Below are 15,148 nucleotides of genomic sequence, written 5' to 3'. Positions count from 1 at the left end.
TAAATTTTATCGGTAGTGATAATAGAGTTGTCGGAATTGGGATGCAATCACTCTTGTCCTTTTTGCCATTCCTTAACAATCGCCATTGTTACATCCACATAAGGGTTGTTGAGGAACTTTTCCAGCGCTTTCTCCCCTCCGGCTTGTAAAGCCCTCACAACCCGACTTTTCTCCTCTTGAGGAATTGCAAGATTGATGAAAGCTTGTTTATCCTCCTGGGTTGCAGTGGGATTAGTTTTCTCTAGTTGTTTTAAAAGTTCTTGTATCCTTGCTGCGGCTTGAGCTAAATCTTGCTCAGGTGCATAGTTGTGTATATTAGCAGCTACCTGATTTGCTTCGACTTGTTCAGAATAGCCAACGCCGAATGAAGAATTATTTTGGTTGATTTGAGTTTTACGGTCTGACATATTATCTCCTTGAGTATTATCGTTTTTGGAATGAAGGTTATTGTGATTGTTTACAATAATGTGGGGTGTAGTTGGGGAATCTTCAGATTTTAATGGAGCTACACGGCTTTCTTCGTTATTTCTAATATCAGAATTGTTATTTCTTTGAGTGCGTGTCTGTGAAATACCTCTGCTTCTTTTAGTACGATTAATCTGAGTATTAATTAATAGAAATAAAATAATTACAAAAATAATTGCAAGCACATATAAAATTTTTACTCTAAAATAAGAAAGACTATCTAGCCAGTTGTCTTCATGTAAATTTTCATTTTCAAGAAAATCCTTAAATTCTGGAGAATTTAATATTTTAAGCTGTGTATTACCAAATGTCTTAACTTCTGCTTCTCTCAACAAAGAATTTATAGCATTGAGTAGCTGAATATTTTTCTCTTGACTTGTATGGTAAATAATTATTCCATATTGTTCATGGCTAAGAAGTTCAGGGGAAATATAATAGTTGATTCCATGCTTTTGAAATTGCGGTATTAATGTGCTCTTCAAAATAAGTTCATCGTTAAAATATACATCAATTCTTTCATTCTTTATTTTATTTATTCCATCGTTATGCTCAGTTACATACTTGATATTATTATTAATAACTGATAAAGGATACATTGTTTTAACTAATTGCTCTGTAGTAGTTCCCCTAATAACCCCAAGTTTTAGTTCTTGAACTTGGCGTTCATTCTGAAACTTGAGTTTATTTTTATCTAGTAGTAAAGCTTTTACGCCTGTCCAAGCAAAAGGTTCAGAAAATTTACCCTCTCGACCATTTTCTTTTAGTTGTTTATTTGTACGTCCTAAAGTAATAGTATTAGGACCGCACTCAGCATCCAGTTTTTTTCCTTCATTTCCTTCACTAGTGAAACGTTTTTCCCTTGTAAGAAATACTGGCTCTATATTCAGATTTTTTTGTGCCTTCAAAGTTTCTATGAAGGCATAGCAGTAACCTTGCGGATTTCCAATTCCATCTGTATAGCTGATAGGTTCTGCATTTGTCCGAACCCCAAAGTAGTATATTATTGGCTCATTTACTTTTTTCTGATTACTACTGTCTTTTGGCTGTTGTGTGAAACCAGGAGAACTTAAAAACAAGGTTGCTACCATTACAACTTTGCCCAGCGAATCTTTCAGCTTCATAGTGCTTTGGCAACTGTATAAAATTTACAATTCTATTTTTAATAGTCTCTAGATTTGCTTTAGTGCTAGCAGCAGGAAAATAGTCGTCAGTTAAGTAATTTTGCTTATATGAAATCCCTGCTGTCTTTACTCAGATGGCAATATTTCTAAGCTTTTCCGCAAAATAAATATCGTATATATTATGTAATTTTATCTGTAAATTCACTTGACAAAAGAGGTTCTCCGGATAAAGTTTAGATAAAATTTACTAGATTTTCCGGATGCCATTGTATTTAGGCGCACCTCCTCATCCACCTACATACATCGACTGCAAAGGGCGATTGACCGAAGGTCAGTGCCCTCCGCGCGATCGCCCACACGGCGGGGCGTCATCGGCGCACCCCCTTATGACATTTTTTTTGCAATTTCTATTTCTTCAAGCTTTCTTTTAGATTTCTAAGTGAATTTACTGGTTTTAGTTATTCAAAGAGAATCTAGACTGTAATTGAATGCTTCATGGCTAGATTTTAGCTATATATGTGCTGCATGTATTTAGTATTAAAAAATACTAAATAATTAAGTAGATACAGGGCTTGCATTACCACAAATAGACTCAAAAATGCATTTGTGCCAAGGAACAAAATATGCAAACATCCCTGGTTTCTGTTCTTGAGCAATATATTGCTAAGGATGCAAGTGTTGATTGGCAAACAGGACATATTCCCACCTGCCAGATTACAAATTTCACGCCAGCAATGGAAGCCAATCGTTATTACTATGACAATCCTCAATGGGCAAAAGGCTATTTTGAAGCCTGTCACCGGGACGAAGCATTCAAAGGATGCTGGCGTGCTGCAATGGGTAGTTGGGATGACAAAATTGTCGTTGATATAGGTTGCGGTCCTGGCAATTTGTATGCGTCGCTGGGTGGTTCACCAAAACTGCTGATTGGTGTAGATATTTCTCGCAAATCTCTTGAAATGGCACGAGAAATTGGTTACACACCAATTCTTACAGACGCTCATAACTTACCATTTGTTGATGGGTTTGCAGATATTGTTGCACTCAATGCAACTCTTCACCATTGCGACAATATGACTCAGGTTTTGGCAGAAGCAGCACGTCTGGTTCGTCCTGGTGGACTGTTGATTACCGATCATGACCCACAGCATACTGCTTGGAACTGGAAAAGTTTTGGTATGCTTTTGTATAAGGTACGAGTACCCATATATCGGTTAATGAGCGGTGGTCAATTTATGTCGCAAGAAGAACATGATGCTATGATTGCGAGCGAAACCCATCACAAACCCGGTAGTGGTGTCACGCCAGAACTTTATTACCAAACTCTGGAGCCTCTTGGCTTTAATGTGAAAGTATATCCTCACAACCATACAGTTGGGGCAGAAGTTTTACAGGGCAACTATGGTCGATCGCAGATAAAGTATCGTCTCAGCCAATCGCTATCTGGGATCAATCCTAATTCACCAGAAGCAGCATTATCTCTAATGTGTGTTGCCAGACGCAATGGTTAACTCTCAAAATTTGCATTCTGCTAAACCTAAATAACGCACACCTTCTGGGTTAACTTCAAAACGGCAGGGTAAAACTTCTAAACCAAGAGCAATGCCAGACCTTAATAATTTACCATATGTGGGGTCAGCACTATCACCAGGGGCAAACTCTGTGCAATCACCCCGATTTATAAAGTAAAGCATGACCGCTCGATTTTGGGGCAGAAGTGCTGTCAGTTCTCGTAAATGCTTTTGTCCTCGTGTTGTTTCCGTGTCTGGAAATAGTGCCAACTTGCCCTGTGTCCAAGTTGTATTTTTCACTTCCAGATATATATGACGGCTAGGTTCACTTAATTGCAATTCCCCATTTTTTAGAAACAAATCGCTAGATGCGATGTTGATGTCTTGTGAAAATAAGAAGAAGTCCACCCGACTTGATTTATTTTGTCCATAGGAAACCTCAGTCCGAATTTGGCCATATCCCAATTCAGGAAAAAGATATTTTTCTAAAGCTAATTTAATGATCCGATTGGGCAAATTAGTATTTATACCCACCCAAGTTGGCTCGTTATCATGCACCTGGATCATTTCCCAGGTATAAGCAAGTTTGCGTTTAGGACTATCACTATAAGACAACTGCACTGCACTACCAGGAGTACAAAGTCCTGTCATTGGTCCTGTATTGGGACAGTGCGCTGTTACTACCTCTCCGGAAGCGAGTTCAACATCGGCAAAAAATCGCTTGTAGCGTTTTAGGAGAACACCAGGATACAAGCTTGGGTAACGGTAAAGGTAGTCATTAGTCATTTTTATTAACAATTTGAAATAAGTCAACTGAACGCTGAAGTATAAAGTATGAAGTATTTTCCACTTCAGCCTTCTACCTGACTTCATCCTTTAAACAAATACCATGAATGACGAATTTTACACTAAGGGATTAGACAAAGCCAAGCAAAAAGACTATTTTGGAGCCATTGAGGAATTCACCCGTGCTTTGCAGCTAGAACCGTACTGTTCTGAAGCTTACTATCAACGGGGTTTAGCATACTATGATTTAGGAGAAATACTCAATGCTGTTTCCGACTTTACAGAAGCACTGAAGCTTAATCCTCAAAGTGTGGAGGCTCATTACTGTCGCGCCTTAGCACGAGTGGCGCTGAAAAATCTGCCGGGGGCGCTTGCAGATGTGGAACAGGTGATTCGTCTCAATGCTCATTATGCCGCTGCTTATCATTTGCGGGGGACAGTGCGCCGCAAACAGGGGTTTATTCAAGATGCGATCGCCAATTTTAAAAAAGCGGCAGAATTATATTTAGATCAAAAGGATACAGAGAACTGTCGCCAGTGTCTGGAAAAGATTAAACAGCTACAACCCAAAGAAAAACCTGCTGCTTTAGTACAACCAAGTCCCACAATTGCCCCTATCAAATCCGAAAAAGAATATTTCGCGCAGTTACTGGAAAAGGCAGAAAAGGGAGATACTCGTGAGGCGATGGAGGATTTAAACTGGGCATTACAGGTTGATCCACAAGATGCCCAAGCATATTGCTGTCGAGGGGTTGTTCGTTGTAAATTGGAGAATTATCGGGACGCTATTTCAGACTTTAACCAAGCGCTGCGACTCAACTTTGTTGATGCAATTGTCTACCGTAACCGAGGAAAGGCGCGTTCTCATCTAGGGGATCATACTGGGGCGATCGCTGATTTTAATCAAGCACTCCAGATGCAACCTCAAGATGCAATGCTCTATATTGCTCGAGGGAATGCCTATCGGGTTATGGGGAATTATCTTGGTGCAATTAACGACTACACCCAAGCACTGCAAATGAATGCTGATGATGCAACAGCTTACTACAATCGTGGCATTGCCTACACTTGCCTAGAAGAAATGGAACGTGCTGTTGAAGATTATCAGCGTGCAGCGAGTATCTTTTGTGAAAAAGAAGACTGGGGAAATTACCAACAAGTCTTAGATAGCCTCCAAAAAATCAACTCCCCTAGCTCTAACTCAGGAAAAGCAAAGTATAACGTGCTACGACAGCGCCTGTTAAGACTGGTTGGAGGATATTGGGAGATAGCCCAAAGATTGATTGACCAGGCACAGTACGACTATCCTGGAATGTCAGAGGAATGGTATTTGCAAAAAGTGATTAGTGATTGGGAACGCGATCGCGGTTAAGTCAAGCTACTGTTAGTAGCAACATAGTTGAGAAAAAGATGAGAAAATAAATTAAGTGCCCTAGAGGCAAGTTTTGCTAAATGGTTCAAGTTGGGTGTCATCGACTTGAGCCGCGAAGCAGTAACTTGATATCCTGGCTTAACTTTGTTCCAGCTACTTATCTTCGTCCTGATGTAGAGAGTGCAATGGGGATGGAAGGAAATCAGTGGTATCGTCCTGTGCTGTATCTGCGTTGGGAGGATAATAAGGGAGGACAACTCTTGGCTCAGGTTATGCGAGCGATGAACGAGGAATTTGTAAATCCATTGGTACAGAAGGAACAAAATCTGATCTGGAAAGATAGTAATATGACAGCGACATATGAATATGATGTATTTATTAGTCATGCAACTGAAGATAAAGACTTTGTCAGACCTCTAGCTGAAGAGCTACAAAAAAGAGGTTATCGTGTCTGGTATGATGAATTTTTTGTGAGATGGGGAGACAGCATAAGTAGTTCAATTGATAAAGCTATTTCACAATCAAAGTTTGCAATTATTGTACTCAGTCGTAATTTCTTTCAAAAAACATGGACAAAGCGTGAGTTAGAGGGATTTGTTTCCAAGGAAGTAACTTATGGAAAAGTCATACTTCCTATTTGGCATAAGGTATCAAAAGAGGAAGTTTTAGTTTTTTCTCCAACTCTTGCTGATAAAGTGGCAGTCGAGTCTTCCCGAGGAATTGATTATATTATTAGTAAATTAGTTGATATCATGACCCAGAACTCAGCAATTCCGGTTACTCCTCCTGTAAAACTGCCAAAAAATACTGGAGAAATGCCACGAAAAGCGCCTTCAAATGCAAGAAGCGAGTTTTACAAAAAACGTATAGCAGCAAAGAAAGAGGAGCTTGCTGCGATTGACTCTCAGTTAGCTGGAACGCTTAGTGCTGTTGATGAATTGAAGCTGAATAAGCAGGCTGAGGGGATTATGAAAGAAATAGAAGAACTAGAAGCGAAATGAAATAACTTATAAGTTTTATTCTTTCATTTTATCAATATATTAGTGAGAAATATAGAAACTAATTGTGACAGCAAGGACAGGTACAGCCCGGAGAGATTTTTTTAGCAAGATTTTAGCTCAAAAGTATCAAGAGTTAGCTACAATTGAATCTCAATTAGCTGGAACGCTCAGTGGTGTTGATGGATTGAAGCTGAATAATCAAGCTGACAATGTTCTGGTAGAGATAGAAAAACTAGAAAAACAGCTTTTAGAACTAGATGCAAAAGATGAAAATTCTAATGTACGTCATTTAAAGTTAGAAGAAAGTTTTCAAAAAATTGATTTCTCCGAAGCCAAGAAAATTGCTCAATCACTCAATACTAAATTTGGTGATGATAGTGGAGCAATTCTTTTATTTTTACAAAAAAGTACACAACATAAGGGAAACTATTGTATTAATGAAGTTGTAGATTTGATTGTCAGCGATCGCAAAGTAGGAGACGATATTATTGGAGATTTCCGACCCTATGCAATAGATTTAGGTTCACCTATTTCTGAATTCAATGAGGGTGAGTTCTCTAAAAGGTTAGCTAGTCATTTAAGTGATAATTCAGAACTTCTTCTACGCAATAGCATAAAAACACTTTGCTCATCGCTTCGAGGTGGTAGCATTGTGTTCATTAGAATTGAAAACTGGGATAGTATCATTGAGCAAAAAACCTTTTTAGATTGGTTTATGAAAGAATTCTGGGAAGTTTTAATATGCGAAATTGACCCTATTTTTCGAGAGTATAGCAAGATTAGATTTCTTGTTGCTCTCATTGCCAAAAGTCCAGTTTTTACAAAACGTTCTTCTTATCCAGTTTTTTTTTGTAAAAAGAATAAATTTGACCATCGCAAGATTATTGAACTTCCTCTGCCAAAGTGGAGTGTTGAAGACATAAAAAAATGGTTAATTATTTCTCAAAAATTATCTAATGCAGAAAGTTTACAATTAGCAGAGCAAATTTATAGAGAAAGTGGAGGGAAACCAGACACTATCTGTTTCATTTTGGAGCAAAAATTTAAGGTATGTTAGCAAATCAACGATTAGAATTTACAGGAAATCCCGCGCGCCGTCCTGAAAACCCACCTAAAGACTCACCAACGCACCCAGAGCCATATGTCGTTTCTCCCGAATTAAAAAAAGCCGTCAATTTAGCAATCTATCTCAGACGACCATTATTATTAGAAGGAGATGCCGGGTGTGGTAAGACTCGCCTTGCTTCGGCTGTTGCCTATGAATTAGGACTTCCTCTTTATCGTTGGGATATCCGTTCCACTACAAAAGCTCAAGACGGACTCTATGAATATGATGCGATTCTGCGACTGCATGATGTGCAAACGCAGAAAGTAGAGCAAATACAGCCAGTAGATGAAGCAGAAACCGACGAGGAGGAAGATAAGGAAAGTGTAAATCGCAATCCTGCTAACCCTAAACACTATCGTAAATTTGGAGCTTTAGGAAAGGCATTTCAGCTAAAGAATCACCCAGCAGTTGTGCTGATTGATGAAATTGACAAAGCAGATTTGGATTTCCCGAATGATTTGTTAACAGTTTTAGATGAACCGTGGGAATTCAAAATTAAGGAGACTGGAGAAACAATTACAGCTACACACAAACCAATTGTCATCATTACCAGTAATAAAGAAAAAGGTAACTTACCTGCGCCATTTTTACGTCGTTGCCTGTATTATTATGTAGACTTCCCAAACGATGCGAAACGGTTGCAGGATATCGTCGAGAAGCATTACCAGATTCGTGAGGAAGAATCACCGCCTTCTAATTTAGTAAACACAGCAATTGACCGCTTTCTAGCTGTGTGGAATGAAGGCGGACTTTTCAAGAAACCAGGAACCAGCGAATTTCTGGATTGGCTTAAGGCACTCCATACATTTGAGGCAGAACCTTACAAAGCGGCGCAACTGAAAAAAGACAAGTTGCTTCCTTACCGAGAGTTATTATTTAAGCTGCAACAGGACTGGAAGAAGTATGCCAAAGCCTCATGAGTTCCTTTAACTCAGAAGATTTGATGACTCGTGCGTTCATTCGTTTGCGCCAAAGTGGCTTTCAGCTTGGCGTGGGAGAACTTTTGGCAGCACGGCAAGCCGTTGAGGGGGGATTTGGGGAAAATGAAGAAGCACTGGCAGAGACATTAAAGATTTTATGGTGTCACTCCCCATCCGAACAAAGCCAGTTTGACCCCATTTGGGAGTCTTTGCTGATGAGTTCGACTCCCAAACAGTCCAAAAAACCTCCTCCAACAGAACCAAAGCTTGAGCCTGATCAAGAACGGGTGGAGGAACTGCAGAAACCATCGTCACCGCCTCCCCAAGAGACTGTAACTGAGATCAAGTCTAAACCAGAACTGGCATCGCTCCCGATTCGGGCACCTTTTACACCAGTGGAAAACGAGGATACATCTACATTACAGACGTACTATCCCATTTCCCGTCGTTCCATGGTTTATAGTTGGCGATATCTACGCCGACCTGTTGCTGATGGTCCATTAGATGTGCTAGATGTGGATGCGACCATTGAGCAACCAACTCGCCAGGGATTCTACTTAACTCCAGTCTACCGCAGACGAGAACAAAACAATGCCCATCTGTTGCTGCTGCTTGACCAAAATGGCTCGATGACGCCGTTTCATCGTTTTACCCGCGATTTAGTGGAAACAGCACTCTATGAAAGTTGTCTGCAACCGGAAAAAGTAAGTGTATTCTATTTCCATAACGTGCCTGCTGCGAGTGTTTACAAAGACCTTTACCTGACAGAACCAATTGCCTTACACACAGTATTAGAAACCTGCGATAATCAAACTAGCATATTGATTGTCAGCGATGGTGGGGCAGCACGAGGGTATCGGAAGTTAGAGCGAATTCGGGCGACTACGAGTTTTTTATTTCAATTGAAGCGGTACACTTCTTTGATTGCTTGGTTAAACCCGATGCCGGAAGAACGTTGGATTGGCAGTTCGGCAGAAATTATTGCCAATTTGGTGCCAATGTACCAGATGGATAATAATGGCTTAAGTAATGCTATTGATATTGTGCGCGGGCAACCCCTACAACACTTACATTCACCTTTTTCATGACAACTGTAGCTGATCCAGAACAATGGCGAGAACAGGCAAAGCAAGCAGTAGAGCGGTTTGTTGGGCGTTTTGATGAGTCTTATCGGCTGCTTTTGTATCATGCTGCATTACCTTTGGTCCTAACTCCAGAATTAGTGAACTACTTACGCAATGAGTTCTTGCGGAGTGAGCAAGTTCCTTGGGTGGCGGAGGTTGACTTGTTGCTATCTGACTTATGCAGTCAAGTGGGATACGAACTTTACGCAATGGATACCCATGTGCGAGCATATCTGCTGGAGGAAATGGAGAAACATCCACGCTGTGGCGAACAGCGAATGCAGAAAGTCGCGCAAGTTTTAATCAGCTATGTTAGCTACCTAAGTCGGCTCAATCCGGGAAGACGGCAACAAGAAATAGAAGCGCAACGATGGGCGGCAATGGTATATTTGGGGGGTGAACAGTGCAAAGAAGCAGCACGAGAGATTGCCAAGCGGCTCTTAGAAACTAGTAGAGGAACGGGTTCCGAAAACCTTACCGAGTCAGGAATTCGGGCAGAATTGGCGCGATTGGCACGAATTACCGAAGAACTATCAGCTCAGTTACAGCAGGAACCAGCCTTGCTGGAGTACGCAAGGTTGATGCAGCGAATCTTAAGAACGCCAGAGACAGTCAGTCAGGCAGAGCTGAATCGTTCCTATCGGATAGGTGATGAGGAACTCACAATCCCGGATAGATTGCTACCAGAAGGTTTGCGCTTAAGGGCGATGTCATCTTCTAGGCAAACAGTTGCTGGGCTTGAAGGGTTACCGCCAGTACAGACTTTTGAATTTGAAGTCGCAACCATCACTATCTCTGATGGAGCAGAAACTTCTCTAAGTATCAATCTGCAACCTTTTGAATTTGAAGTCGCACTGATAGAGGTTAATGAATCTGCTCAAATCAATACAAGTAGTTTTCCCGAAATCGTAGATGAGATGATTTTTACGAAAACAGGACAACATCTCAATAAATTTGAACAGTTAATTCTACAGGGAACATTAGCCAATCAAACCTATGAGAAAATTTCAGAATCAACAAAATACTCTGCGCGTCATCTGAGGAATGTTGCTCTCAAGCTATGGGAAGTTTTATCACAAGTGCTTGGGGAAAAAGTTGACAAAAGAAATCTGCAAAATGTTCTCAAGCGATGGGCTGCTCGTCGTCATTTAACTATTCATCGTCATCGTCAGCAAGCTCAGGAGTTTATCGAAGATTTAGGGAATGGAGTGCAGTTAGAGATGGTAGCCATTCCTTCTGGAAGCTTTGTGATGGGGTCGCCAGAAGATGAACCTAGGCGCAATGAATCGGAAAGCCCTCAGCATACAGTAACGATTCAATCTTTCTTCCTAGGCAAATATCCAGTTACGCAGGCACAGTGGCAAGCAGTCGCCTCTCTTCCACAAGTTAACCACGAACTCGACGCTAATCCATCTAGATTTAAAGGAGAAAATCGCCCTGTTGAACGAGTTTCGTGGTATGATGGTATGGAGTTTTGCGGTCGCCTGTCACAATACACTGGTAAACCCTACCGTTTACCAAGTGAAGCCGAATGGGAATATGCTTGTCGTGCGGGTACGACGACTCCATTTCACTTTGGTGAGACAATTACATCTGAGTTGGCAAACTATAACGCTGATTACACTTACGGTGCTGGTGTCAAAGGGGTTTACCGCAAGGAGACAACTCCTGTAGGTAGCTTTGGTGTAGCGAATGCCTTTGGGCTATACGATATGCACGGGAATGTGTGGGAATGGTGTGCTGACCATTCCCATAGTGACTATGAAGGAGCGCCCACAGACGGAAGCGCGTGGCTAGATGCTACTGATAATGATTATCGCGTTCTGCAGGGCGGTTCCTGGGGCTTCAATCCTGGAAGCTGCCGTTCCGCGTCTCGCGACTTCTACGTTAGGGCGGAGCGCGGCAACATCCGCAACAATGTTGGTTTTCGTGTTGTCTGCGCGTTCGGGAGGACTCAGTAGCCCTTTATACTTTTGTTCTTTTGCCCTTTACCCTTTTTTCTTTATTCTTGCAAGGGGAGCGAGCTGAAAAAATTTTTTGTTATTTATCTTCCTCTTGAAGTCCTTCACGCAAACCAACTGCAATCTTGCTGTGCTTTTCAATTTGCCCCATCACCTGTTTTGCCCTTTGAATCACAACCTTGGGTAAACCAGCTAACCTTCCGGCTTCAATTCCGTAGGATTTATCAGCGCCTCCTGGTTGGACTTGGTGCAAAAAGATAATTTGGTCGGGTAACTCCTTCACCGTCACTTGGTAATTGGCAATATTTGGCAACAGCGACGCCAATTCATTTAACTCGTGGTAGTGGGTGGCAAAAATCGTCCGCGCCCGAATCTCCGTTGCAAGGTACTCCGCCACCGCCCAAGCAATAGAAAGACCATCAAATGTTGCTGTCCCTCTGCCAATTTCATCCAACAATACCAGCGATCGCGACGTTGCATGGTTGAGAATATTTGCCGTCTCATTCATCTCCACCATAAAAGTAGATTGACCCGTCGCCAAGTCATCCACTGCACCCACACGAGTGAAAATGCGATCGCACACCCCCAACCTAGCAGACCGCGCAGGGACAAAACTACCAATTTGCGCCATCAGCTGAATTAACCCCACCTGACGCAGATAACAACTCTTTCCACTTGCGTTTGGACCAGTGAGGATGATGAGGTCAGGATGGGAAGATGGGGGGGAGTTGTTTGTGTCCCCCTTGTCCTCTTCCCTTCCCAAGTGTGTAGAATTGGGTACAAAGAAACCCGCCGGCAAAGACTGTTCCACCACAGGATGACGTCCATCCACAATCGTAATTTCTCGTCCTTCCACCATTTCTGGACAACAGTAACCCTGATAAACAGCTAACTCTGCCAAACCACACAACACATCCGCGGCTGCTACCGCACGGGAAATATTGCGAATGACCTCTGCTTGTGCGCCCACTTCTTCCCGCAACGCCACAAAAATCTCATATTCCAACTGATTCAAATCATCTCGTGCCGTGAGAATCCGCGCTTCCCGTTCCTTCAACTCCGGCGTGATGTAGCGTTCTTCATTGACCAGCGTTTGCTTGCGTATATAATTCGACGGCACTTGGTCGGCTTTTGCACGGGAAATACTGATATAATAACCAAAGGTTTTGTTAAATCCGACCTTCAAATTTGGAATTCCCGTCCTTGCTCGCTCATCAACTTCCAAATTAGCAATCCATTTCTGGTCATCTTCGACAGTGACACGTCTCTCGTCCAACTGAACATGAACCCCAGGACGTATCAACCCGCCTTCCTTGATATGTATAGGCGGCGACTCCACGAGATGATCGCGAATTTGCTGTGCCAACTCCTCCAACACAGGAGGTGCTTTCTGCAATGCTTTCAGGAAGGGTGAACGAGCACCAGCCACCAGGCGAGATAATTCCGGCAACCGAGAAAGTGAGTCTGCTAAAGCAAGTAAATCCCTTGCATGAGCAGTACCAGAACCAGCGCGTCCCGTAAGCCGATCCAAATCATAAATTTGACGTAACAACTGCCGCAGTTCTTGACGCAGACTCGTATTTTCTACCAATTCTTGAATAGTGTCTTGTCGGGAGCGAATACCTTTAATATCAAGTAGCGGTTGCAATAACCATCGTCGCAAAGCACGGCTACCCATTGCCGTACTAGTTCTATCTAATGCCCAAAGTAGGGAACCGTGAAAAGTCCCATCACGAACCGTTTGCGTAATTTCCAGGTTGCGGCGAGTTTGATGGTCAACAATTAAAAAGTCAGTGAGGGTATAGGTGCGTAGCGGCTGTAGGGGGATAGCGTTTTCTTTTTGCGTATCTTCTAAATATTCCAGCAAACCACCTGCGGCGCGGACGGCGAGAGGAAGATGATCACAGCCTAAACCTTCTAGGGAACGCACTTTAAACTTTTGCAACAATCTTGCCCTCGCTTCTCCTTGAGAGAAGGGAATTTGCGATCGCAAGGAATAACAAAAAGATGGTGGCAAACATTGCGGAAGATGTTCCGATTTTTCTCCCGGACGCAGTAAACTGCCCAAGTCGGGTGCGTTGGTAGGAATGAGCACCTCCGCAGGCTGCAAGCGCATCAGTTCCTGTGTCAAATGCTCTAAATTGCTACCTTGCGTGGTAAGGAATTCACCCGTGGAAATATCTGCATACGCCAAACCCCAATGCTCCCCAGCAATGACCGCAGCCGCCAGGTAATTATTGCGACTAGACTTGAGCATTCCCTCCTCTAGCAAAGTCCCAGGAGTCAGGATGCGCGTGATTTCCCGCCGCACCAACCTCCCAGCAGCTTCCGCAGCATCTTCCACTTGGTCGCAAATGACAACAGCATATCCTTTTTCTACCAGCTGCGTTGCGTGGCGTTCCCAGGCATGATGTGGTACACCACTCATCGCTACCCGTCCTACTTCTCCTACTAGCTTGCTGGTGAGGGAGAGTTCTAATTCCTGCGCCAAAGTCACAGCATCTTCAAAGTAACATTCAAAGAAATCTCCCACTCGATACAGTAGCATCGCATGAGGATACTTCTCCTTCGTCTCGACATAGTGCTGAAACATTTGAGTCAGCTTACTGCGATCCACCAGTCGGTGGTCAGCGTGAGGTGCAGTTGGGTTACTGGGTTCCGGTGTTTGGGATGCAGAGTAAGAAGCAGTCATGGATGTCTAGCTATACACATTGCAACCTGCCAATATCCGATGATAGCGTGATGCCAGGGATACTATCATTTTGTTCAAGGTTTGTTAACTCTTCGACGACTTCGCCTAGAAATCCGGATAGGAAAGTTGGTTAATAACTGGAGTTTAGGGATCTTTTTGAGAGTAGACTAAAGCTACCGAAAGTGCTGGTAGTAGCAGGACAAAAAAATGAAGGGATGTCTATAATCACAATCATAAATTATTTGTAAATGATTATGAAGTCATCAATCAATACGTCATTGACCTGGAAAACAACGTTTTCATTTGTAACCCTTGCCACCCTACTCATTTTGCTGATTGGCTGGCTCATCAAGAATCATGTATTGCCAGTCAAAACAGTTATAGATTACGGCGCCTGGGCAACCAACTTTATACGACTTTGGATCTGGGTGGCTATTGTAGTTGGACTACTATTCCCTGGCATTGCTTTCTTTGTTTGGCTGCGTCATCCCGAACCTCGAAAAATTTTGGGCTTCTATTTATTGGTTTTACTCGTTCAGATAATAACTGAGCAAGTTTTAAGTAGCACTTTGTTTCCCAGCTTGGTAGTAATTATTGGAACTATCTACACGGTTTATCGGCTTTGGCAATTATGGCAGGGTCAACAGGTTGTAAATACAAATACTCAATTCAATACATTTAGCCAAAGAGTTCTTAAGAGTTTATTGCAGATCTTACTATTTTTTTGGTCAATCAATTTAGCAGTTCTCTTAATTTTGTGTTTTCCTGCCATTTTATAGATTGAGTTGAGTTAGACAGGTTGAAAGGCATAAAACGCCTTAATTTACGTTAGGACTCTGTGTGATTTTCCCTGATTTTTCATTAACAGGACTAAATTGATGTCACAGACTCTGCCAGTCCATGAGGGCTTCATTCCCTTTCAAGGACATCAAACTTGGTATCGCATTGTCGGCAGACCTTGCTTCCTTGCCTGCTGGTTTATTTCCGATACTGGCACTCCACGAAAGGGGCCAATACCCCACGACCGCCTTGAACCACTTGAGGCACTAGCTCAAGCTGGCCGTCCGGTCATCTTCTGTGCTTAATT

At 42.4% G+C, this 15,148-nt stretch carries 12 protein-coding genes; 9 read left to right on the top strand and 3 right to left on the bottom strand.

What is annotated here, in order from left to right:
• Window positions 1–47 precede the first annotated feature (47 nt).
• Window positions 48–1,586, bottom strand: coding sequence for a type 2 periplasmic-binding domain-containing protein (locus MAS10914_RS33575; RefSeq protein ID WP_017317449.1), 1,539 nt, complete (start codon window positions 1,584–1,586; stop codon window positions 48–50).
• A gap of 623 nt (window positions 1,587–2,209) precedes the next feature.
• On the opposite strand from MAS10914_RS33575, the gene MAS10914_RS0118550 reads away from it, so the two are divergent.
• Complete coding sequence (locus MAS10914_RS0118550) at window positions 2,210–3,097, top strand: class I SAM-dependent methyltransferase (protein ID WP_017317448.1); 888 nt, start codon at window positions 2,210–2,212, stop codon at window positions 3,095–3,097.
• Window positions 3,098–3,100: 3 nt separating this feature from the next.
• On the opposite strand, the gene sfsA is transcribed toward MAS10914_RS0118550, so the two are convergent.
• A complete protein-coding gene (sfsA, locus tag MAS10914_RS0118545; RefSeq protein WP_017317447.1) occupies window positions 3,101–3,883 on the bottom strand; it encodes a DNA/RNA nuclease SfsA in 783 nt (260 codons plus the stop codon).
• A gap of 103 nt (window positions 3,884–3,986) precedes the next feature.
• On the opposite strand from sfsA, the gene MAS10914_RS0118540 reads away from it, so the two are divergent.
• The 6 genes from MAS10914_RS0118540 to MAS10914_RS32945 all read left to right on the top strand — a co-directional run bounded on the left by MAS10914_RS0118540 (window position 3,987) and on the right by MAS10914_RS32945 (window position 11,369).
• Complete coding sequence (locus MAS10914_RS0118540) at window positions 3,987–5,255, top strand: tetratricopeptide repeat protein (protein WP_017317446.1); 1,269 nt, start codon at window positions 3,987–3,989, stop codon at window positions 5,253–5,255.
• 80 nt (window positions 5,256–5,335) lie between these two features.
• The gene (locus tag MAS10914_RS32205) at window positions 5,336–6,256 is read left to right on the top strand and encodes a TIR domain-containing protein (protein WP_017317445.1); all 921 of its coding nucleotides are present in this window, start codon (window positions 5,336–5,338) and stop codon (window positions 6,254–6,256) included.
• Between the two features lie 64 nt (window positions 6,257–6,320).
• Window positions 6,321–7,313 (top strand): hypothetical protein, encoded by a 993-nt coding sequence (locus tag MAS10914_RS0118530; protein WP_017317444.1) that lies wholly within the window; start codon window positions 6,321–6,323, stop codon window positions 7,311–7,313.
• A complete protein-coding gene (locus MAS10914_RS0118525) occupies window positions 7,307–8,284 on the top strand; it encodes an AAA family ATPase (protein ID WP_017317443.1) in 978 nt (325 codons plus the stop codon). The genes MAS10914_RS0118530 and MAS10914_RS0118525 overlap by 7 nt, the downstream gene beginning before the upstream one ends.
• The gene (locus MAS10914_RS0118520) at window positions 8,281–9,372 is read left to right on the top strand and encodes a VWA containing CoxE family protein (protein WP_017317442.1); all 1,092 of its coding nucleotides are present in this window, start codon (window positions 8,281–8,283) and stop codon (window positions 9,370–9,372) included. The genes MAS10914_RS0118525 and MAS10914_RS0118520 overlap by 4 nt, the downstream gene beginning before the upstream one ends.
• A complete protein-coding gene (locus tag MAS10914_RS32945) occupies window positions 9,369–11,369 on the top strand; it encodes a formylglycine-generating enzyme family protein (RefSeq protein WP_017317441.1) in 2,001 nt (666 codons plus the stop codon). Before MAS10914_RS0118520 ends, MAS10914_RS32945 begins: the two co-directional genes overlap by 4 nt.
• 79 nt (window positions 11,370–11,448) lie before the next feature.
• On the opposite strand, the gene mutS is transcribed toward MAS10914_RS32945, so the two are convergent.
• Window positions 11,449–14,061, bottom strand: a complete 2,613-nt coding sequence (mutS, locus tag MAS10914_RS0118510; RefSeq protein WP_017317440.1) for a DNA mismatch repair protein MutS — start codon at window positions 14,059–14,061, stop codon at window positions 11,449–11,451.
• Window positions 14,062–14,315: 254 nt separating this feature from the next.
• On the opposite strand from mutS, the gene MAS10914_RS0118505 reads away from it, so the two are divergent.
• Both MAS10914_RS0118505 and MAS10914_RS30480 read left to right on the top strand, forming a co-directional pair.
• A complete protein-coding gene (locus tag MAS10914_RS0118505) occupies window positions 14,316–14,840 on the top strand; it encodes a hypothetical protein (protein ID WP_017317439.1) in 525 nt (174 codons plus the stop codon).
• Between the two features lie 99 nt (window positions 14,841–14,939).
• Window positions 14,940–15,146, top strand: coding sequence for a hypothetical protein (locus tag MAS10914_RS30480; protein WP_033365339.1), 207 nt, complete (start codon window positions 14,940–14,942; stop codon window positions 15,144–15,146).
• The last annotated feature ends 2 nt before the right edge of the window (window positions 15,147–15,148 follow it).

The sequence above is a fragment of the Mastigocladopsis repens PCC 10914 genome, assembly GCF_000315565.1.
Taxonomy (GTDB): Bacteria; Cyanobacteriota; Cyanobacteriia; order Cyanobacteriales; family Nostocaceae; genus Mastigocladopsis; species Mastigocladopsis repens.
Note: the sequence above shows the minus strand (reverse complement) of the source record. Positions and strands in the feature narration are given on the sequence as shown.

What these genes read in the sequence shown, in the direction of transcription:
- MAS10914_RS33575 (WP_017317449.1), bottom strand. Translation starts at nt 1,586, where the DNA reads ATGAAGCTGAAAGATTCGCTGGGCAAAGTTGTAATGGTAGCAACCTTG.
- MAS10914_RS0118550 (WP_017317448.1), top strand. Translation starts at nt 2,210, where the DNA reads ATGCAAACATCCCTGGTTTCTGTTCTTGAGCAATATATTGCTAAGGAT.
- sfsA (WP_017317447.1), bottom strand. Translation starts at nt 3,883, where the DNA reads ATGACTAATGACTACCTTTACCGTTACCCAAGCTTGTATCCTGGTGTT.
- MAS10914_RS0118540 (WP_017317446.1), top strand. Translation starts at nt 3,987, where the DNA reads ATGAATGACGAATTTTACACTAAGGGATTAGACAAAGCCAAGCAAAAA.
- MAS10914_RS32205 (WP_017317445.1), top strand. Translation starts at nt 5,336, where the DNA reads ATGGTTCAAGTTGGGTGTCATCGACTTGAGCCGCGAAGCAGTAACTTG.
- MAS10914_RS0118525 (WP_017317443.1), top strand. Translation starts at nt 7,307, where the DNA reads ATGTTAGCAAATCAACGATTAGAATTTACAGGAAATCCCGCGCGCCGT.
- MAS10914_RS0118520 (WP_017317442.1), top strand. Translation starts at nt 8,281, where the DNA reads ATGAGTTCCTTTAACTCAGAAGATTTGATGACTCGTGCGTTCATTCGT.
- MAS10914_RS32945 (WP_017317441.1), top strand. Translation starts at nt 9,369, where the DNA reads ATGACAACTGTAGCTGATCCAGAACAATGGCGAGAACAGGCAAAGCAA.
- mutS (WP_017317440.1), bottom strand. Translation starts at nt 14,061, where the DNA reads ATGACTGCTTCTTACTCTGCATCCCAAACACCGGAACCCAGTAACCCA.
- MAS10914_RS0118505 (WP_017317439.1), top strand. Translation starts at nt 14,316, where the DNA reads ATGAAGTCATCAATCAATACGTCATTGACCTGGAAAACAACGTTTTCA.
- MAS10914_RS30480 (WP_033365339.1), top strand. Translation starts at nt 14,940, where the DNA reads ATGTCACAGACTCTGCCAGTCCATGAGGGCTTCATTCCCTTTCAAGGA.